Consider the following 20,624-nt stretch of genomic DNA (forward strand, 5'->3'; position numbering starts at 1 on the left):
CTATGCAATGGGAAACTGTTATCGGGTTGGAAGTACACGTTCAACTCGCCACCAAAACCAAAATTTTCTCCGGCGCCAGCACCGCTTTTGGCGCTGAGCCAAATACCCAGGCCTGTGCGATTGACCTGGCGCTACCCGGCACCCTGCCAACACCCAACGCCGAAGCTTTCCGCTTCGCCACCATGTTTGGGCTGGCAGTCAATGCTGAAATTGGCAAACGCTCGGTGTTTGAGCGCAAAAATTATTTCTACCCGGATTTGCCCAAAGGCTATCAAACCACGCAGTTGGCCGAGCCAATCGTTGGCGCTGGTTATGTTGACCTGGAACTTGAGGGGGGCCGCACCAAGCGCGTGCGCATCCATCACGCGCACCTGGAAGAAGATGCGGGTAAATCCCTGCATGAAGACTTTGCCGGTATGAGTGGTATCGACCTGAACCGCGCCGGCACACCGCTGATTGAAGTGGTTACCGAGCCGGATATGCGCAGCGCTGAAGAGGCCGTGGCCTTCGCCAAAAAACTGCATTCCATTGTCACCTCACTGGAAATCTGCGACGGCGATATGAGCCAGGGTTCCATGCGTTTCGACGTCAATATTTCTGTGCGCCCCAAAGGCCAGGAAAAATTCGGTACCCGCACCGAAACCAAAAACCTCAACTCCTTTAAGTTTATGGAAGAGGCGATTGCCCTGGAGGTAGAGCGCCAAATCGATGTACTGGAAGACGGTGGCAAAATTATTCAGGAAACCCGTTTGTACAACGGCGACACCAAAAAGGCGCGCAGCATGCGCAGTAAGGAAGACAGCAACGACTACCGCTATTTTCCCTGCCCCGACCTGCTGCCCGTCATTCTGGATGACGACTATATCGACGCTGTACGCCAGCAAATGCCGGAGCTGCCCGATGCTCGCCAGGCGCGCTTTATCGGGCAATACGCACTAAGCAGCTACGATGCAGGCCAACTGTCTGCCGATAAATTGGTTGCCGCTTTCTTCGAACAAACGGCACAACTGTCGCAGGATGCCAAACTCTCGGCCAACTGGGTGCTGGGTGAATTAGCAGCTCATTTGAATAAGACCGAACAACGCATTAGCAACTCCACTGTCACCCCTGAATTACTGGCAGGCCTGATAGCACGCATTAAAGACGGCACCTTGTCCAGCAAAATCGCCAAATTGGTGTTTGAAGCCATTTGCAACGGCGAAGGCGATGCCGATAGCATTATCGATACGCGCGGTTTAAAACAGGTCTCCGATACCGGCGCGCTGGAAAAAATGATCGATGAGGTTATCGCGAAAAATCCACAGCAGGTGGACAACTACCGCAATGCCGACGACAGCAAGCGCCCTAAAATGCTCGGCTTCTTCGTGGGTCAGGTAATGAAAGCCAGCCAGGGCCAGGCCAACCCGCAGGCACTGAACGAATTGTTACTGAAAAAATTGAACACTTAAGAGATAGCAACATGAGCCTACGCAAAGACAAAGAAAAAGTCCTCGGTGAAATTTTTGACGAGGAGCGGATCAAAACCTTTTTGGACTATCCGGCACCAGCCGGCGTCAATGCAGATTATCATTTACTGGAAAAAGCCTACCGCGGCATGCGCGGGGAAAACTTCAGCACCTTCGTGCGCCTGTTTGCAGAAGCGGGTCGAGATCTGAATGCTGTAGGCCCAGAGGGGAAAACATTTTTGCAAGTGGTGAAGCACCATCGCAACGGTGAGGAGTATGCACTGGCACTAGAAGCCGCAGGAGCACAATAACCTTTCACCAGTCCAATAAAAAAGGCAGCCACAGCCACTGCTGTCCCATAGTTTGTAGATAAAAGAAAAGCCTGTTTTCCAAGTTGATACAATGTAAGTGCGACCAAACATTGGTAAAACAAAGGAAAACAGGCTTTGTCACATTCTAACACCGCATTTCATCAACTACTCAAACCTTTATCGAGACATGAATTTGAAGCGGAAGCTAAAAAGCATCATGTCGGCCAAAAATTGCGCTCGGCCACCCGCTGGGATCAATTTGTCGGCATGGCCATGTCGCAGCTCTCTGGCCGCCAAAGCTTGCGTGATATTCAATCCAATCTCGAAGCACAGCAGCATAAACTTTATCATCTCGGTGCCAAGCCAATAGCCCGTTCAACGTTGGCACGAATCAACGAAGTACAGCCCGCCGAACTCTACAAACACGTATTTGCTCGTCTGCTTCACCGCTGTAAATCCATGCAGGGCAAACACAAATTCCAGTTTAAAAATCCGCTGTACTCCCTTGATGCCAGCGCGATTGATTTATCGCTGTCGGTATTTCCCTGGGCGGCGCATCGAGATGACACAGCAAATGTAAAATTAAGTGTTGGCCTGAATCATGGCACCCAAGTGCCGGAGTTTGTCGCACTCAGTGATGGCCAGGAAAACGACATGATTGAGGGACGAAAATTTGATTTTCCCAAAGGCAGCATCGTTGCGTTTGATAAAGGCTACGTGGATTACCGCTGGTTTAAGTTATTGACAGATAAAGGAGTTTTCTTTGTAACCCGCTTGCGCGCCAAAGCCGTCTATCGCGTGGAAGAACGTCGCTATGCCGACAGCAGCAAAGGTATTATCAGTGATCAGGTCATTCAATTATCCAGCGCTCATGCGATCAAACGCGGCGCACCGAAGTTGCGTCGAATTGGCTATCGTGACGCAACAACCGGCAAATTCTATGAGTTTCTCACCAACAACTTTCAGCTGGCGGCGGCCACAATTGCAGCGATTTATAAGGATCGCTGGCAGGTGGAGTTGTTCTTCAAAGCGATCAAACAAAACCTGAAGATCAAAGCGTTTGTGGGCACTTCAAGAAATGCGGTGTTAACACAAATTTGGATTGCCATGATTACGTATCTATTGTTGGCATTTTCGCGTCACAGCACTAAAGCGGGATGGACAGTTCAACGGATCATGAGGGTAATTCAGTTAAATTTGTTTGAGCGTAGGAGTCTAAAAAGCATCCTGATACCGGACCCGCCGAATCATAAAAAAAGCGAGCCTCAAATGAGGCTCGCCTTATGAGTAGAACTATGGGACAGCAGTGCAGCCACAGCTGCCTTTTTTATTGGCGTGAAAAAGAGCTTATTCGTTCGGAATCAATTCCAGTTCTACACGACGATTCTGCTCGCGCCCCGTCGGTGTATCGTTGCTGGCAACGGGATAGCGTGAACCATAACCATATGCCTGAATACGCGCACTGGCCACTTTCTGGCTGCGCAGATACATAGCAACACTGTCCGCACGGCGCTCACTGAGTGGCTGGTTAATACTATCACTACCGGTAGAATCGGTATGGCCGGTTACTCGAATCGAGGTCTGGTTGAACTCAGCTACAACCTTGGCAACAGAATTTAACACCGGAAAGAAATCCGAGCGGATATCAGCGCTACTGGTTGCAAAGGTGATATTGCCAGGCATGATCAGATAAAGGTTATTACCTTCGCGTCTCACCTGTACACCAGTACCTTGCAGCTCGGCGCGCAGCTTGGCTTCCTGGCGGTCCATGTAGTTACCTACACCACCACCGATAACACCACCAATAGCGGCGCCCTTGAGGGCACGCTCACGGCGATCTTTGGCGTTGTCGCCTGTTGCCGCTCCCAACACCGCGCCAGCGACGGCACCAATACCGGCTCCTTTTGCGGTTTTACTGGTTTTTTGCTCGCCAGTGTAGGGATCTGTTGTCGTACAACCGATCATGGTAAAACTGAGCAAGAGTGCGATGATGTATTTCATGGAGTGTTTCTCTCTGTGAATAAAACCTGTTGGTGTAAAACGAAGCTTCCTTTATGCAGGTGGGTTGTAGCTCTTAACCGAATTACCAGAAACTAACCTGCGCCACCTGCAAAAATGTACCTGCATTTTTGTTGTCCCCGACTGAACAACAACTGAACTTTGACGACACTCATCGCAATTCAGAGTTGTCATATTAGGCCAGAGACTGCAACAATGCGCCAGCAGATTCCTCTGCTATTTGATCTATTCTGTTAAATGGAACTACAACTTTACGCCAGAGTGGGCACTTTTATGAACACAGTATTTCACAAACCCTGCTGGTTACTATTGGTTCTGGTACTTGGCATTACAGGTTGCCAGAAATATTCCGTTAGCCTTAATGACAAAGTCATTTATACACCACCGGGATTATTCAAGGATTATCAAATTACCGATGAACTTCTGGCAGGCTGCGTTGAACAAACCATCAGCGATAAGCAAATCACCCAGATTGAACAACTGACCCAGTTGAACTGCAGTAATGCAGGTATTCGCTCATTAGCCGGTCTGGAAAAATTCTATGCGTTAAGTGAACTGAACCTGGCCTACAACCAACTCACGGATGTGACCACACTGGGCAAATTGGCGCGACTGCAGAGACTGGTACTCACCGGCAATCCTATTGAAGATGCCACGGCCCTGTTGCCTTTGGTTAATCTGCAGGAGCTTAATCTGGCTGAAGTCAGCCGCTTGCGCTGCGCCTCCCTGGATCAACTCAAACGCAACCTGGCAGAACAAAAGGCCAAGGTGATATGGCCCGGGCATTGCGATTCGTAAATAAATCCAGCAGGAAATAACCTGACCGAGGATGGCTAGACTGATTTTCCCTTGATAAACATTAAACCGATAGTATTGCGCAGTTGGTGTACAACCCTCATCGGCACAGCATCCTGGTTAACAGCGCCAATGGTTTTACGGAATTTCACCATCACCTCGGTGCCAATCGGAGGGCACACCTGGTTTTCAATCTATACCTGGGCACCGCCGTCAGAGATGTCTTTGGCAAAGCCAACAATAGTGCCAAAACTCGGATGGGACATCTCAACCCGAAAGGAAGTAGAGGTACGTTCATACATTCGACGTTCGATCACAGTCTTTTCTCCCAAGGTTTATACCCAACAGCAGCCATAGCCGGGCTTGCGATTTTGCTATCAATTGCCAGAGTATAGCCAGAATAGTGAAATATGCCGCCAATAACCTAAAAGCGTGAAAAAAGTAACAAATTGCTATAAGAAAAAAGGGAGCGACATTTGCTCCCTTTACATAGACAGCCAACCGGATAACAGGCTTAGAAGGTTAATCCCAAACGCTGGCCAACCAGCTCGTAGGACTCAACCACATTGCCCAGATTTTGACGGAAACGGTCTTTATCAAGCTTTTCACGCGTATCCTTATCCCACAGGCGGCAACCGTCCGGTGAGAACTCATCGCCCAGGATAACTTCGCCTTTGTGCAGCCCAAATTCCACCTTGAAATCCACCAACAGCATATTGCCTGCGGCAAACAGATCTTTGAGTACTTCATTAATTTTGAAGGTTAGCTCTTTCATGCGCGCCAATTGCTCACGAGTTGCCCAGCCAAACGACTCTACATGGGATTCATTGATCATTGGGTCACCCAAGGCATCATTCTTGAGGAAAAGCTCAAAGGTGGGCGGATTCAATACCTGGCCCTCCTGCACACCAAGGCGACGAACCAGGGAGCCGGCGGCCAGGTTGCGCACCACACACTCCACAGGAATCATGTCCATTTTTTTAACCAGGGCTTCAGTATCCGACAAGAGCTTTACAAAATGGGTAGGGATGCCAGCAGCCTGTAATTTGCCCATGATGAACGCATTGAACTTGTTGTTCACCATGCCCTTGCGATCCAGTTGCTCGACACGCTTGCCATCAAAGGCCGAAGTGTCGTTACGGAAGAGCATGACCAGATGATCCGGGTCGTCAGTGTTAAAAATGGATTTTGCTTTACCCGCGTAAAGTTGCTCGCGTTTTTCCATGATGGATCTGCCTGAAAAAATGAAAACCAAAAAGGATTAGACCACCGACAGCCAGTCAAAACCCTGATTTTGACAAGCATAGGTAACCTGTTTGACCGCTGCAGTAACAGGCGCTAGCGCTGCCTGGGCTACTGCAAGCGAGTTATTCTGCTGGCTGATATGTGCCACAACCAAGTGTTGCAAACGCGCACAGTTCAAGCGCTGCAAGAAACCGGCCGCCTGCTGGTTGCTTAGATGCCCCCAATGACCACCCACTCGCTGTTTCAGGGAGTGGGGGTAAGGGCCATAGGCCAACATCACCGGATCGTGATTGGCCTCCAGCACCATGGCATCCAGATCCTGATAACAGGCTTCGACGTGGGGCGTAATACTACCCAAATCCGTCAGTATTCCCAAGCGGCGGCCAGCATACTCAAACACAAACTGTGTCGGCTCACGTGCATCATGGGGCACAGCAACCGGCTGCACCCACAAGTTTCCAATGTTAAATGGGGTATAGGATTCTATCAGGCGCAAATCCGGCAGTTCGCCCAATGAACGGCTGTGGTAAGTCCCGGGCGTCATATAGACGGGCAACTGGTAGCGACGCGCCAGGGCCGCTACCCCTTTGATATGATCCGCATGTTCATGCGTCACTAAGATCGCATCAAGGTTACCCGGGCTCAACTCAAAACGGGCCAGACGCTGCTCCGCCTCCCTGACACTGAATCCACAATCAATCAATACATGGCCCTGCCCCCAGTTCACCAGAGTGGCATTGCCGCGACTGCCACTCCCCAGGGATGCAAAACGAAACGGACCATCCATTTAAATCAGATTTTTACGCAACAGCGTCAGCAGCTCACGCGACTCACCCAATTTTAAGCGCTTACCATAAGGGTCGCGGATCTGGACCTGGTAATTGCCTTCATCACCGCTAATCACCAACAGGTAACCGGGTGCCTTGGGCAGTTCTTTCTCTTTGCGGCGATTGGAGACAGGTGCGTTTTTGAAATCATCCCCGGTCAGCATATTGGTTTTGATCTGCGCCAGGCTATAGGGTGTTGTCGGCGGTTTGGGATCCAGGCCAATACGGAACAGTCGGCGCAACCAACCCGGTTTGTTTTCTTCCGGATCTATGTATTCAACGTAAAACAAACCGGCATCCGCATCGGACTCGAAGGTCGTGAATCCATCCTGCTTAGCGGCATAACCCAGGGTTGCCATGGCACGCTGATGATCCAGTTTGATATTTAATACGGGCTCACCGCGCACCATGGTCAGCCCCGCTTTTACAGAACCCCCAATCGACTGCGCCAGGAGTGAGGTGCCGCCTTCACTGACATCACTGGCCAGGGTTGCAGCCAGTTCGTCCAACAACCATTTTTCACGCTCTGCATTTACCGAGCGGCGCGGCCAGGCTGCATCGGGGGCACGATCCTTTTCACTGACCGGAATACTCATGTGCAGGATATGGATTTCACTGGTTTCCGGCTGGACGCCCTGGTCTATTTGCAGGCGATAACGGTCATAGGTGTTGAGATCGGTTTTAAATTGCAGCCAACTGGTTTCAATAATCCCCTTGCCAATGTCTGCGCGGCTCACAGCCAGGTCGTTGACATTCAAAAAATTGCGCACGCGCGGCCACACCTCGCCGGGAGAAACATTCAGCAGAATCCAACTCTCCCCTCCCACGCGCTGGATTTTTACGTTCTCCTGCACCAGGTTAGCGGAAATAGGCATGGGACGCGGCACGTCGAAACCGGACGCCTCCGGGTCATAGCCAAAATCTGTCGCTGTAATGGCGGGAATCGGGTACAGCTCACCCATGGCCTGGGAGTGCTTGCCTGGAGGCAAAACCAAAGGAGGAATATTGTCAGCTTTCAGGTAATCACTTTCGCGATTGCGAAAAATCCCCTCTTCCCCAAAAAACAAACCACAACCCGACAACATCACACAGAAGAGCGAGAGCGCGGCATAGCAGGAGAAAGCAGTAAAGCGTTGGCAGGTGGTGGTCATTATTGTCATGTCAGCATCAGGACTCATGAAAATCGTCGTAAAACAACCTCTGGCCAAACAGCACCAGAGCTGGCCAGCCTTAAAGGCCAGCCAGTTGCATGGCTGTTTTAACCTGTTGATGGTACTGCGCCGACAGGCGTGTCAGCGGCAGGCGAATGCCCGATTGAATCAACCCCAATTGTTCCACAGCCCATTTGACCGGAATCGGGTTGGACTCAACGAACATGGCGGTATGTAATGGCAGCAGTTGCGTGTTGATAGTGCGCGCTTCTTCAGCCTTTCCCGCCAGTGCCAGTTCACACATACGTGCGATGGCAGCAGGTACGACATTCGCAGTGACAGAAATATCCCCTTGGCCACCTAAAAGAATTAATTCCACCGCTGTGGCGTCATCGCCGGAGATAATCGCAAAACCTGGCGGAGCCTGGTCAATGAGCAATCTAGCCCGCTCCAGGTCACCCGTTGCCTCTTTGATACCTGCAATATTGGGCACCTGCGCCAAACGCAGGGCAGTTTCCGGTTTCATGTCCACCCCGGTACGGCCGGGAACGTTGTAGAGATACTGGGGAATGGCCACTGCATTGGCGATATATTCATGATGCAGGAACAAGCCTTCCTGGGTTGGCTTGTTGTAATAGGGGGTTACCAGCAGGCAGGCATCGGCACCCACATCTTTGGCAGCCTGGGTCAACTCGACGGCTTCACTGGTAGAGTTGGCGCCAGTACCGGCAATCACCGGGATACGCCCGTTTACCTGATCAACTACACGTTTAATCACTTGCAAGTGTTCCTGCACATCCAAGGTGGCGGATTCACCCGTAGTACCAACCGCCACTATGGCGTGGGTCCCCTGTTCCAGGTGCCAATCGACCAATTTATGCAGACTGTCCCAGTCGAGGGTGTTGTCTGCATGCATTGGGGTTACCAGGGCAACCATACTGCCTTGAATCATCAGTGACTCCGTTGTAGATCGTTATCGCGTAAATAGGCGTGCGTGTATCCGGAAGAAGGCGCCATGGTACTGAGGCAGGCGCAGCTAAACAAGCGGATTCAGGGGAATGAACCCGCTTGTTTACTTTTTGAAATCCAGCATGCGCTGCAAGGGCACCATGGCGCGTTGCGCCAAGTGCGGATCAACAAAAATTTCATTGTCGGTGCGCTCAAACACATCCACCAGATTATCGAGCACATTCATTGCCATCCAGGGACAGTTAGCACAGGAGCGGCAAGTCGCCCCACTGCCCGCAGTGGGTGCGATATGGAATACCTTGTCCGGGTTGAGCTGTTGCATTTTGTAAAAGATGCCCTGATCCGTCGCCACAATAAACTCGCGATTGGGCAGGGTTTGCGCAGCCTTGATCAGTTGCGAGGTAGAACCAACCACATCGGCCAACTCCACCACAGCCCTGGGTGACTCCGGGTGAACCAACACCGCGGCGCCGGGGTAAAGCAGCTTTAAATCCTCAACCCCTTTGGCCTTGAATTCCTCGTGCACAATACAGGCCCCATCCCACAGGAGCACATCTGCACCGGTTTTTTGCTGGACATAAGCGCCCAAATGCTTGTCCGGTGCCCAGAGAATCTTTTTGCCCTGGCGATCGAGATAGTCCACAACATCCAGCGCAATACTGGAAGTCACCACCCAATCAGCGCGCGCCTTCACCGCCGCCGAGGTATTGGCATACACCACAACCTCACGATCCGGATGCTGATCACAGAAAGCGGCAAACTCGTCGGCCGGGCATCCCAAATCCAGCGAGCAGGTAGCTTCAAGGGTGGGCATAAGGACACGTTTTTCCGGGGACAGGATCTTGGCCGTTTCCCCCATGAATTTTACCCCGGCCACAATCAGGGTTTCTGCCGGGTGATTCTTGCCAAAACGCGCCATTTCCAAGGAATCCGAAACGCAGCCACCGGTATCTTCTGCCAGCGCCTGGATCAATGGATCGGTGTAATAGTGTGCAACCAACACGGCATTGTGCTGTTTTAGCAGTCCTTTAATGCGCGCTTTGTAATCAGCCTCCTGTTCCGGTGTGTATACCGGGGCGCTCCATAGGCGCGCCAGATGCTCTTTTACCAGATCGCGGGAGTGATCGAGACGGACAGCGACATTCAGCTCTTCAGACATGCAAGGCCTCACAGGAATAATAACCGGCAATAGATACCACACCGGTAGGCGGCAAATTCTATCACAGCACCGGCGTTCAACTGTGCCGGAAGAATCTTCATCCGAAAAAACAAAAAAGCGCCCTTGCGGCGCTTTTGGTTGCAGTCGTAACTGCGAATCTGGTGGGTCGTGCTGGATTCGAACCAGCGACCAATTGGTTAAAAGCCAACTGCTCTACCGACTGAGCTAACGACCCTGAAAACGGCTGCTAACAAGCTTGCAGGTGGATGACACCTGTCGCATGCTTACTGTGCCTGGCATGAATTTGCCTGGCTAAAATGGTGGGTCGTGCTGGATTCGAACCAGCGACCAATTGGTTAAAAGCCAACTGCTCTACCGACTGAGCTAACGACCCAAATGCGAGGCGCGTATAATACTGTTTTAGATCGAAAAGACAAGTTTTTTTTAGCCGTTTTTCGTTAACCACCAATTGCTTAATAGATATTGGTTATTAAAAGAACTTTTTGCTAAGTTTGGAAACAACCCGAAAAAATGTGTCAGGGCATCACAGGATTCAATAATTCAGGCCCGGAAACCATAGCTCTGTGCAACCAGCGACTCAATGGCAGCAAACCTCACCTATGCTTAAGTGACGTTTGTCCCGACACTTACCGGTGTTTACCGGTTGTTGCGGAATGTCCGAGCAGCCAGTAGGCGCAAGGGAAGCTCAATACTAACGAGACTAAGCATGTCTGTTTCTCTACCTAGGAATGGCGGTACATCTATTATCGGCAATATGTGGCCACTACAGCTGGCGGTAGCCCTGGCCTATGGGATTACCGGTTGGCTGGGCCTTAATATTCCGCTTAGCGATGGCAATATCACCCTTTTCTGGTTACCGACAGGTATAGCAGTTGCCGCTTTTTACCGGTATTCCTGGACGCTATGGCCGGGGGTATTCCTCGCGGCCCTTATCGTTTCGCTCAGTACCGGCCTCCCCTGGCTCAATAGCGGGTTAATTGCCCTTGGCAATACCCTTGCACCGCTACTGACTTGTTATCTCCTGCGCCGCACCGATAGCAACATCACCCGCCTGACGCCGCGCGATAGCATAGGTTTTCTGCTATTCAGTGCCCTGGGCATGATCGTCTCCGCAGCGACCGGTAGCCTCAGCCTGTTGCTGCTGGGACGCGAGGTGTTTTCTGTGGCGCAAGGATTCCTGAACTGGTGGATGGGGGACAGCCTTGGTGTATTCCTGGCCGCGCCCCTGTTGGTGAATTTTTCCCTGGGCGAATGCCGTCGCGCCCTGGCCCAGCCACGGGAGCTAATCCTGATTATTCTGGCCAGCCTGGTTGTTGCAGCCCTGTGCTTTCCGCTCAACAACCTGACCAGCCATTCTCCGGCAGGGGTTATACATCTGCCGATCCTGTTCACCAGTTTTATATGCATGGCCTGGGCCGGTTTGAGGTTCGGGCTGCCCGGTGCCAGCCTGTCCACCCTGGGGTTCGGTCTTGTCGCCCTGGTATCCACCATCCAGGGGTTGGGTCCCTTGAGCTTCGATTCGACACAACTCAGCGCCTGGATGATTTGGATTTATGGCTTTTGCATGACCCTCCTGGGGTTGATGATCACCTCGGCACATACCCAGTTGCGTACCGCAAGCCACCAGTTGGATGAAACATCACACGAGCAGGCCCAGCAGAAAAAGCACCTGGAAGCGATTATCCACGCCATCCCCGACCTGCTGATCGAAACCAACCGTGAAGGGCATTGCCTCTGGGCCAATGGCCCCACTCATTGGCATGGCTTGCACAGCCATGAATTGCCGGGTCGCGAGCTGCGCGAACTTTTGCCTAGCGATGCCTGGCAAACCTGGTCACAGGCAATCCATGAGGCAGACGACTGGGGGATATCACAAGGTAAAAGTATCCATCTTATCCAGGGCACACAAAGCCTCTGGTACGAACTCTCCATTGCCAAAAGCAGCGGGCAACGCCCCCATGAAGACCGGTTTGTCTGCCTGGTACGCGATATCACCAAACGAGTGAATATTTACCAGGCCGACCTCGCCAATGAACAGCGTTTTCGCAATATATTTGAAGCGACACGCAATATCGCCGTACAGGGATACAACCGCTACCACGAAGTTATTTTCTGGAATAAAGCCAGTGAAGATCTCTACGGTTTTAGCGCCCAGGAGGCCATGGGCCAAAAACTGGAACATCTGATCATTCCCCCCTTCATGCGCAATGACGTTTTCAATGCAATAGAAAACTGGCATCTGCATAACCAGGCGATCCCCTCCGGGGAATTGCCGTTACACAATGCCAAAGGTGAAGAGGTGTGGGTTTATTCCAACCATGTGATGATCAATACGCTGGACAATAAGGAAATGTATTGTCTCGATATAGACCTGAGCACCCAGCGCGATGCCCTGCAACAGTTGGAACAGGAATTAATGGAGCGCCGCCAGATTGAAGGAGCCCTGCGCCAGAGCGAACGCTTATTGGAAAGTGCACAGATCATGGCGCGCCTGGCCTACTGGGAATGGGATCCACAGGACGATAGCTATAAATTCAGCCGCTCCATGGTGGAACTATTCGGCTTGCCTGCAGCACAGCTCACCGGGCAACTCAAACCCTTTCTGGCAGGATGCATGCCCGCCGGACAACGCCGCCATTTTATCCAAAGCCTGAGTACCAGCCTTGAACACAAAACCCCGATAGCAACTGAAATCAATCTGCTATTACATGGCCATCCTTACTGGTTTGCGGTCCAGGGCAATATCGACGAACATGCTGATGGCACACTGTGTATGCGCGGTACCTTACAGGACATTACTGAACGCAAGCGTTTGGACGCAGCACTGGCTGCTGCCGCTGCCGATACGGCCTCGACAGCAGACTTTTTTGAAACCATGTTGCGCGCACTGGCAGAAGCACTCGAAGTGGAGCATGTGCTGATCAGTTTGCTCAACCCCGATGATCCCGCACAGGCCAGTACCCACACCTATATCAAGTACGGACAACTCCAGGAAAATTTTGACTATTCACTGAACGGTACACCCTGTGCCAACGTTGTGGATGAGAATCTCTGCTTCATCACCACCGGGGCAAAAATACAATATCCCGATGACCACCTTTTCCAACTGAGCAATATCGATAGTTATCTCGGTGTGGGAATTCGCAATCCACAAGGGCAGCATGTGGGCATCCTGATCGTCATGAGTGAGAAAGCCTTAAATGTCTCACCCCAGGTACGCTCGCTACTATTGATTTTTGCGGAACGAATTTCCGGTGAACTTAACCGTGCCAGCGATCAGGAACAGATTTATCGCCTGGCATTCTTTGATCCACTCACCCGCCTGCCCAATCGCCGGATGCTTATGGATCGCTTGCGACTGATTATTGCCCAAAGTGCCCGAACCAGCCAGCAAGGTGCATTGTTGTTTATTGACCTGGATCACTTCAAATTACTCAACGATACCCGAGGCCACCATATTGGCGACCAACTATTGGTACAGGTAGCGGAGCGTATCAGCAGTATTATTCGCACCACAGATTTGGCAGCGCGCCTGGGAGGCGATGAGTTTGTCGTAGTGTTTGACAATCTGGGCACAGACCCGGACAAAGCGGCACTGGAGGCCAAGCATCGCGCAGAACAGCTGCACGAATTAATTAATTTGCCCTACCCGCTACAACAATCGGTATATCACTGCACGATCAGCATAGGGGTCAACCTGTTTAATGCGAATAATACATCCATTGATGATCTGTTACGTCATGCCGACGTAGCCATGTACCAAGCGAAAGACGGTGGACGCAATACCATTCGCTTCTTTGATCCGCACATGCAATCGCGCCTGGAAAAACGCGCTGAAATAGAAGCAGACTTACGCAGTGCCCATGAGTCCGGAACCCAGTTAACCCCCTATTATCAAGCGCAGGTGAATCATACCGGTGAAGTGCTTGGTGCCGAGTTACTATTGCGCTGGATACATCCGCGCAAGGGAACCATTGCACCAGGTGATTTTATTCCGGTAGCCGAGCAAACCGGATTGATTGTTGCCATCGGTCGCCAGGTAATTCGCATGGCCTGCAAACAATTGCAATGTTGGCAGCAGCAACCGGGCTTTGGGCACCTGACATTGGCAGTGAATGTCAGCCCCATTCAATTCAACCAATCCAGTTTTGTTGAAGATGTTATCAGCTGCGTGCTGGACTACGATGTCAATCCTAACCACCTGAAGCTGGAACTGACAGAAAGCTCCCTGCTAAAAAATGTTGAGCACAGCATCGAAAAAATGCAGCGCTTGCAAGAATTTGGCATTAGCTTCGCGATGGATGATTTCGGTATAGGTTATTCGTCCCTGTCCTATTTGAAGAAATTACCCCTGGATCAGTTGAAAATTGATCGAACCTTTGTGCGGGATATTACGATAGACCCCAATGATGCGATTATCGTGCGCACCATTATTGCCATGGCGGCCAATATGAACCTGAATGTCATTGCCGAGGGTGTGGAAACGGAATTACAAAAACAATTTCTTGAGCAAAATGGCTGCCTGCTGTTCCAGGGATATTACTTCGGCAAGCCCATGCCGCTGGATGCCTTTGAGGAACTGATCCATATGCCGCAGCAATTGATCCGGCACAGCATGAGCGATTAGCAGCGTTAGAACGCGTAACGTGTTGGATCGGCGACACCTGCCTGCTCAAAGCCCTGCTTGCGCAGGCGACAGGAATCGCATTTACCGCAGGCTTCACCGCCATCATTGGCTTGGTAGCAGGAGACGGTCAGGCGGTAATCCACCCCCAAGGCCAGCCCTTGCTGGATAATTTGCGCCTTGGTCAGGTTGATCAGGGGGGTGCGAATATGGAGTCGCTCACCTTCGATACCGCGCTTGGTGGCCAGGTTGGCCATCGTCTCATAGGCGGCAATGTAATCGGGACGGCAATCCGGGTAACCGGAATAATCCACCGCATTAACGCCAATAAAAATATCCAAAGCCCCCAGGACTTCTGCCCATCCCAGGGCAATCGACAAAAACACGGTATTGCGCGCAGGTACATAAGTTACCGGAATGCCGCTGGTCTCCTCTTCAGGTACATCAATAGACGTATCTGTCAATGCCGAGCCGCCGATAGCGCCAAGGTCCAGGCGAATAACCTTATGTTCCAGGCTGCCATGGGCTTTGGCGGTAATTTCCGCCGCCTTTAGCTCTGCGCGATGGCGCTGGCCATAATCGAAACTGATGGTGTAACAGTCATAGCCCTGGCTGCGGGCAATAGCGATCACCGTGGTGGAATCCAGCCCCCCGGAAACCAGGATCACTGCTTTTTTACGCGACATAGGCTTAGCTCCTCATCAACAATGACAACAACCCGATCAATGGCCGGGTTCATCGTTCCACAGCAACTTATGCAGCTGTAATTGAAAACGTACGGGGAGATTGTCGGCGAGAATCCACTCCGCCAGCTCCACCGGCTTTACCTGTCCATGAGAAGGTGAAAAAAGCACCTCACCTGCGCGGCTGGCGAGTTCGTACTCATCCAGCTTGAATCTGGCCCATTCGTAATCTTCGCGATTACAGATGACAAACTTGACCTGATCCTGCTCACCCAACAGCGGGATATTCTCCCAGCGATTGCGCCCCACCTCCCCCGAGCCCGGGGTTTTGAGGTCCATCACTTTGCTGACACGCGGGTCTACATCCTCCAGGGGCATGGCACCACTGGTCTCAAGCGATACGCCGTAACCGGCATCGCAGAGCATCTTCAGCAGGGTGACACACTCGCGCTGCGCCATAGGCTCCCCACCGGTGACGCAAACATGACGTGGGTGATAACGGGCAACGCGCGCCAGGATCTCATCCAGCGACAAGCGCTCACCACCATAAAAAGCGTACTCCGAATCACAATAGCCACAGCGTAATGGGCATCCCGTCAGGCGCACAAACACCGTAGGCAAGCCCACAGTGCGCGCCTCACCTTGCAGCGAGTAGAAGATTTCGGTGATTTTTAGGCTGGCCTGGGTCATGGATGCGATTGGAAATCCGGACGAGGATAAGTAATGCTTAAGGTGTCGATTGACAAAAGACGCGCAGTGTACCCAAAAGCGGCGCGATTTACTCGCCCAACCCTGCACTGGTATGCTGGCAGATCCCTGTTCACCCGATATTTTGGCTGACTAACGCTGCTGTAGAGCTATGAAACCCACGAAAACCCGCCGCGAGCTGCATAACGAACTGGAAGAGCAAGTCCGGGAATACCTGCGCACAGGCGGCAAGGTCAATGAAGTACCGCGCGGTCTTAGCGGTCGCCCTTACGCACAAAGCCCCTTGATCAGTATCTTTGAGGGTACCAGCCACGAAGACCGCACTCCCGTACCGGAAGTGGTTGCCGCCATAGAAGCCCGCAAAAAGCCCCAAGCACCAGCCAGGCAGCGCAAGCCTCGCCCCCACAAGCGCGTCATCCTGGATGACTTTGGGCAGCCCTTGCGCTGGGAATGGGTGGAAGACTAGGGGCTTTCCTGGGGCTGATAAATACAGCTGCGATTACGACCTTCACGCTTGGCCTGATACAGCGCCTGGTCAGCCGCCCGCTGCCACTCCAGGAAGCTGATCCCCGGTTGCCAGGGCGCTAAACCCAAGCTGATGCTGCAACACAAAGGCGCCAGCCGGGGTTCATGTTCATCGGCAAAGTTCATAGTGGCAACGGCCTGGCGCAAGCGTTCCGCCGTTGCCAGGGCTGCCGGCAGAGAGGTATTAGCCAAGGCCAGGGCAAACTCCTCACCGCCATAGCGCCCCAGTAATTCGTGTTCGCGCAGATTGACTTGCAGGCACTGTGCAATTTGCTGGAGTATCTGGTCGCCGCGACCATGGCCATAGGTATCATTGATCATTTTGAAATGATCCACATCCAACAGTACCAGGCATAAAGGCTGGCCGCTGCGCTGGGTTTGGTTAATCAGCGCCAGCACCCGCTCCTCCCAATAACTGCGGTTAAACAGCCCGGTCAATCCATCGGTGCGGCTCAAGTGTTTAAGCAGTTCTTTTTGGCTGTGTAACTGCATGGCAAAACGATAGGTAATGGAGCCTATCGCAAGTGGATAAATCACCAGCATGGGTAAGGCCGCATAGATCATCACCGGGTCACTGCTCAGGTTGAACTCCCAATGCAAAAAGCTGCGCACCACCAGCAGGCCCATTAAGAGTCCGGCCAGGGAAGTAACAACACCGCGTAAAAACAGGCGAAAGCCGCCAGCTGCAATATTATTCATCCACAACATCATCAGGATCAGGCAACTACCCAGGGGATTAAACCCCATCAGGGCGACCCAGAATCCGCCTGAGGCGGCATCCAGTTGTAAATGGAGATGTTCGCGCAGGAAAGGAGATTGGCTGCGTTTAGCCAGCCAATAGGCAATATGGGGCCAGACAAATCCGTTGAGGAATAAAAGTGCCCAGATCCAGGCGGGCTGTTTGAGCGGGTAGAGCGTAGCACCTACCACCAAAGCTCCCAAACCAAGCCCTAATACCCTGGCCGGGTATACCCGGCGGACAAACCGCAGCCCGCGCCGCGAAGTCGATGATGTCGTGTTCAACCCTTGTTTTCTACCACTTGGTGCCAGATACAGGAATCATGATCATGCTTCGTATCCTAGAGCATTTTTACGACAAATAAAGTTTTGCGCGCCAAAAATCCATAAAAGCTGCATAAGAAGTGTAAGGACATGGCCAACCGGGCCATCGGCTACAGCCAATCTTTACGTTTGAAATACCAGTAGGGTGCCAACCCGGAAACAATCATCAGTGATATGGCCCAGACGTAACCATAGCGCCACTCCAACTCAGGCATAAAGCTAAAGTTCATCCCGTAGAGACTGGCAACCACCGTCGGCGGCAGGAAGATGACCGCGGCAATCGAGAAGGTTTTGATGATCTGGTTTTGTTCGATATTGATGAAGCCCTGGGTGGAGTCCATCAGGAAGTTGATCTTGTCAAACAGGAAGGCCGTGTGCGACATCAAGGTGTCCACATCGCGCTTGATTTCGCGTGCCGTTTCCTGCAACTCAAAGGATTCCCGCAAGTGGCGCTGCAAAAAGGAAATCGAGCGCTGGGTATCCATCAGGCACAGGCGGATCTTGCCATTGCTGTCTTCCAGCTTGGCCAGCCTATCGATGGCATCCTCCAGTTCGGCATCGGTGTCTTCCAGCACCATGCGACTGACCTCTTCCAACTTGCGATGGATATCTTCCAAGGCATCCGCCAGGTTTTCCACTTTTTGCTCAAAAATGGTAACCAACAGGTCTTGCGGTGAACTGATATGGACCTGGCCAGCGCGGGCGCGCATACGCAGCAAGCGGAAATCGGCCTGGTCCTCTTCGCGCACGGTAATCAGGCGGCGATCCTGCAAAATAAAGGCGACAGTTGCCGTACTATGGCGACCGGACTCCCCCGGTGCGAGAAACAGGGAGTGCACGTGGATGCCGGATTGGTCCTGGAAATAGCGGGCCGAGAATTCGATTTCCTCTACATCGTCCGACTCAGGCAACTCGGCGCGCAGGAAGGTATTCAGCTCCTCCCGCTCTTCATCGGAGGGCTCATGGGCATCAATCCATAGCGAATTGGCCATGGCCTGGCGCAGGTGTTCGTATTCGTGTTTGTCTTCACGCAGGGCAGTACCTTGAACCCTAAACATTCTCAACATCAGTGTCGTCTCCTCAAGGTGTGCAGTGAAGCGGACCGGTATCCTGGCAGGATGGGTCCCGGCGGGGTTGGCGCTTTATAGCATATTCTTTTGACAGTTAAAGCGTCGTCTTAAGATTAGCCGCTAACCGCCCTTCGTCGCGATCTTTTCTTGTGAGGATAGAAACCGGGTTCCCCCTCCGGCCGGGTCTTGAAACGGCGATGCACCCAGAGGTACTGGTCGGGAGCAACGCGTATTGCATCCTCCAGGATACGGTTTACCCGGGTTGCATCGGCCACATCGTCACCACTGGGGAAATTATCCAGCGGCGGCTGTACCACCAGGCGGAAACGGCCTTTGGCTTCACGGTAGCAAAAGAAGGGAATAACGGCAGCCCCCGACAGTTTGGCAATACGCGACGTCGCTACGACTGTCGCCGCCTGGATGCCAAAAAAGGGAGCGAAGACACTGTGCTTGGCACCATAATCCTGATCCGGCGCATACCAGACGATATGCCCCATACGCAGGTTTTTAATCAATTTACGGGTATCGTTGCGCTGGATGGCATCGTCGTTTACCCGGCTGCGGGCTTTGGCGATCGCGTAGGACATCAGTGGATTGGGATCGCTGCGATACAGGACATCGGCTTTGATATGGTAGGACATGATCAGGCCGGAAATATCAATGGTGGTCAGGTGTGACCCCATCAGCAACACACCCTTACCCTCGGCCAGGGCATTTTCGATATGCTCCAGCCCGGTCAGCTCATAGCGGCCGCGCATTTTGTCCTTTGCCCCCCAAAGCCCCATGGCCGTCTCGGCAAAACTCAAACCACAGGCATAGATAACCCCGCGCACCATATTGTCCCGCGCCCTGGCATCCAGCTCGGGAAAACAGTATTCAATGTTGATTGCTGCAATACGCCGCCGCGCTGGAGCCAGATAGAACAGTAACCAGCCAAGCCCATAGCCTACCGCCTGGTTAAGGCGTACCGGTAGCTGGGCAATTAACCAGAAAAAGCCCAGTAGCAACCAGGTAGGCCAAAAACGGGGGGCAAGAAAAGCGCGCTCAAAAACGGGAGATTTGGGATTATCCGAACTCATGGTTGCTCTATATCTGAGGCCAGTTAACTGGCCAGGTTGGCAGGAGGCGCAAAATTATAGCAAGGCTGGCTGAACAGGGAATGATGCGACCATAACAAAGGTATGGGGAAAACGATCGCAGCCCCCCCTGGTACTAGAGATTCACAACCACATAGGCAATCAGTGCAATACCACCCAGCAAGCTAATGGCACACAAACTTAACCCCAGCAAACGCTGGCGTGCCCGTGCCTGCTCTTTTGCAACAGAGTTAGTATCCTGCTCCAATTGGTGGGCGCGAACGGCAAGATCGCGGGATTTCACCAGTTTCCGGCGCACCTGCTGCAGGGCGGCTATATCCCTGGCCAATGTTGCCTGTGCCTCGATGCCGGCTTGCTGTTGCTGGCAATTCAAGTCATCCAGTTGTCTGTCCAACTGGCGCAGCTTGGCATCTACGGCAGCGGAAACCTGGCTAATCTGCATAGGGCCCTCTCTTGGCAACGGGGGATACAAGCCTTTGGCTCTGCCCTGTATCCCATATCGGAAAAGAAACAGGCAGCCGAAGCTGCCTGAATCGAAAATAAAAACCGGCTAATAAGGAATTAACCAGCCACAGCGGCGTCAATCAGGGGCTTGAGTTCGCCCTTCTCGTGCATTTCGGTGATGATGTCACAACCACCAATCAATTCACCGTTGACCCACAATTGGGGGAAGGTTGGCCAATTGGCAAACTTGGGCAATTCGCTGCGAATTTCCGGGTTGCTGAGTATATCGACATAGGCAAAGCGCTGGCCACAGGCCATCAGCGCCTGGGAGGCGCGCATGGAAAAACCACACTGGGGGGCATTGGGCGAGCCCTTCATGTAAAGAATCACTGGATTCTCGCCAATTTGTTGTTTGATTGTCTCTAAAACATCCATCCTAATTCACCTCGGATCAGAGTAATGATGGGCA

The 20,624-nt window shown here is 52.3% G+C and carries 20 protein-coding genes and 2 tRNA genes; 6 read left to right on the plus strand and 16 right to left on the minus strand.

Translation table 11 applies throughout. The features are described 5' to 3' along the window. Positions 1-2 precede the first annotated feature (2 nt). The 3 genes from gatB to CJA_RS13625 all read left to right on the plus strand — a co-directional run bounded on the left by gatB (position 3) and on the right by CJA_RS13625 (position 3,043). Positions 3-1,448, plus strand: coding sequence for an Asp-tRNA(Asn)/Glu-tRNA(Gln) amidotransferase subunit GatB (gene gatB / locus CJA_RS13615; RefSeq protein WP_012488414.1), 1,446 nt, complete (start codon positions 3-5; stop codon positions 1,446-1,448). Positions 1,449-1,459: 11 nt separating this feature from the next. Then, entirely contained in the window at positions 1,460-1,756 is a 297-nt protein-coding gene (locus CJA_RS13620) for a PA4642 family protein (protein WP_012488415.1), read from the plus strand. A 135-nt stretch (positions 1,757-1,891) separates the two neighbouring features. Next, positions 1,892-3,043, plus strand: a complete 1,152-nt coding sequence (locus tag CJA_RS13625) for an IS4-like element ISCja2 family transposase (RefSeq protein ID WP_012485938.1) — start codon at positions 1,892-1,894, stop codon at positions 3,041-3,043. Positions 3,044-3,103: 60 nt separating this feature from the next. Here CJA_RS13625 and CJA_RS13630 read toward each other — a convergent pair whose 3' ends face one another. Further along, positions 3,104-3,757 carry a YiaD family glycine zipper/OmpA-like lipoprotein gene (locus CJA_RS13630; protein ID WP_012488416.1) on the minus strand — a complete coding sequence of 218 codons (654 nt, stop codon included), beginning with the start codon at positions 3,755-3,757 and terminating at the stop codon, positions 3,104-3,106. A gap of 291 nt (positions 3,758-4,048) precedes the next feature. Here CJA_RS13630 and CJA_RS13635 point away from each other — a divergent pair, with 291 nt between their 5' ends. Beyond that, the gene (locus tag CJA_RS13635) at positions 4,049-4,573 is read left to right on the plus strand and encodes a leucine-rich repeat domain-containing protein (protein ID WP_012488417.1); all 525 of its coding nucleotides are present in this window, start codon (positions 4,049-4,051) and stop codon (positions 4,571-4,573) included. A 191-nt stretch (positions 4,574-4,764) separates the two neighbouring features. On the opposite strand, the gene CJA_RS19900 is transcribed toward CJA_RS13635, so the two are convergent. The 8 genes from CJA_RS19900 to CJA_RS13675 all read right to left on the minus strand — a co-directional run bounded on the left by CJA_RS19900 (position 4,765) and on the right by CJA_RS13675 (position 10,315). Next, a complete protein-coding gene (locus CJA_RS19900) occupies positions 4,765-4,887 on the minus strand; it encodes a hypothetical protein (protein WP_012488419.1) in 123 nt (40 codons plus the stop codon). Positions 4,888-5,084: 197 nt separating this feature from the next. Next, positions 5,085-5,795, minus strand: coding sequence for a phosphoribosylaminoimidazolesuccinocarboxamide synthase (gene purC, locus CJA_RS13645; RefSeq protein ID WP_012488420.1), 711 nt, complete (start codon positions 5,793-5,795; stop codon positions 5,085-5,087). 36 nt (positions 5,796-5,831) lie between these two features. After that, positions 5,832-6,602, minus strand: a complete 771-nt coding sequence (locus CJA_RS13650) for an MBL fold metallo-hydrolase (RefSeq protein ID WP_012488421.1) — start codon at positions 6,600-6,602, stop codon at positions 5,832-5,834. Beyond that, positions 6,603-7,820, minus strand: a complete 1,218-nt coding sequence (bamC, locus tag CJA_RS13655; protein ID WP_238526772.1) for an outer membrane protein assembly factor BamC — start codon at positions 7,818-7,820, stop codon at positions 6,603-6,605. Between the two features lie 52 nt (positions 7,821-7,872). Continuing rightward, positions 7,873-8,745 (minus strand): 4-hydroxy-tetrahydrodipicolinate synthase, encoded by an 873-nt coding sequence (gene dapA, locus CJA_RS13660; protein WP_012488423.1) that lies wholly within the window; start codon positions 8,743-8,745, stop codon positions 7,873-7,875. A 120-nt stretch (positions 8,746-8,865) separates the two neighbouring features. Next, complete coding sequence (gene nadA / locus CJA_RS13665; protein ID WP_012488424.1) at positions 8,866-9,921, minus strand: quinolinate synthase NadA; 1,056 nt, start codon at positions 9,919-9,921, stop codon at positions 8,866-8,868. Positions 9,922-10,080: 159 nt separating this feature from the next. Next, positions 10,081-10,156 (minus strand) — tRNA-Lys (locus CJA_RS13670). 83 nt (positions 10,157-10,239) lie between these two features. Then, positions 10,240-10,315 (minus strand) — tRNA-Lys (locus CJA_RS13675). Positions 10,316-10,648: 333 nt separating this feature from the next. Between CJA_RS13675 and CJA_RS18730 the strand changes: the two genes are divergently transcribed. Next, positions 10,649-14,569, plus strand: coding sequence for a bifunctional diguanylate cyclase/phosphodiesterase (locus CJA_RS18730; protein WP_012488425.1), 3,921 nt, complete (start codon positions 10,649-10,651; stop codon positions 14,567-14,569). Between the two features lie 5 nt (positions 14,570-14,574). Here CJA_RS18730 and queC read toward each other — a convergent pair whose 3' ends face one another. Next, a complete protein-coding gene (queC, locus tag CJA_RS13685) occupies positions 14,575-15,252 on the minus strand; it encodes a 7-cyano-7-deazaguanine synthase QueC (protein ID WP_012488426.1) in 678 nt (225 codons plus the stop codon). A 36-nt stretch (positions 15,253-15,288) separates the two neighbouring features. Next, positions 15,289-15,939 carry a 7-carboxy-7-deazaguanine synthase QueE gene (gene queE / locus CJA_RS13690; RefSeq protein WP_041551542.1) on the minus strand — a complete coding sequence of 217 codons (651 nt, stop codon included), beginning with the start codon at positions 15,937-15,939 and terminating at the stop codon, positions 15,289-15,291. Positions 15,940-16,108: 169 nt separating this feature from the next. On the opposite strand from queE, the gene CJA_RS13695 reads away from it, so the two are divergent. Continuing rightward, positions 16,109-16,423 carry a hypothetical protein gene (locus tag CJA_RS13695; RefSeq protein WP_012488428.1) on the plus strand — a complete coding sequence of 105 codons (315 nt, stop codon included), beginning with the start codon at positions 16,109-16,111 and terminating at the stop codon, positions 16,421-16,423. Here the strand turns inward: CJA_RS13695 and CJA_RS13700 are convergent. From CJA_RS13700 to grxD, 5 genes are all read right to left on the minus strand, one after another. Further along, the gene (locus tag CJA_RS13700; RefSeq protein WP_041551544.1) at positions 16,420-17,505 is read right to left on the minus strand and encodes a diguanylate cyclase; all 1,086 of its coding nucleotides are present in this window, start codon (positions 17,503-17,505) and stop codon (positions 16,420-16,422) included. The two genes, CJA_RS13695 and CJA_RS13700, sit on opposite strands and share 4 nt — an antisense overlap. A gap of 149 nt (positions 17,506-17,654) precedes the next feature. Further along, on the minus strand, positions 17,655-18,611 hold the full coding sequence (gene corA / locus CJA_RS13705; protein ID WP_012488430.1) for a magnesium/cobalt transporter CorA: 957 nt from the start codon (positions 18,609-18,611) through the stop codon (positions 17,655-17,657). Between the two features lie 116 nt (positions 18,612-18,727). Further along, the gene (gene lpxL, locus CJA_RS13710) at positions 18,728-19,693 is read right to left on the minus strand and encodes an LpxL/LpxP family Kdo(2)-lipid IV(A) lauroyl/palmitoleoyl acyltransferase (protein ID WP_012488431.1); all 966 of its coding nucleotides are present in this window, start codon (positions 19,691-19,693) and stop codon (positions 18,728-18,730) included. A gap of 133 nt (positions 19,694-19,826) precedes the next feature. Next, the gene (locus tag CJA_RS13715; RefSeq protein WP_041551546.1) at positions 19,827-20,153 is read right to left on the minus strand and encodes a hypothetical protein; all 327 of its coding nucleotides are present in this window, start codon (positions 20,151-20,153) and stop codon (positions 19,827-19,829) included. A gap of 119 nt (positions 20,154-20,272) precedes the next feature. Beyond that, positions 20,273-20,590: a Grx4 family monothiol glutaredoxin gene (grxD, locus tag CJA_RS13720; RefSeq protein ID WP_012488434.1), complete on the minus strand. Its 318-nt coding sequence runs from the start codon at positions 20,588-20,590 to the stop codon at positions 20,273-20,275. Between the last annotated feature and the right edge of the window lie 34 nt (positions 20,591-20,624).

Source organism: Cellvibrio japonicus Ueda107, from assembly GCF_000019225.1.
GTDB lineage: Bacteria > Pseudomonadota > Gammaproteobacteria > Pseudomonadales > Cellvibrionaceae > Cellvibrio > Cellvibrio japonicus.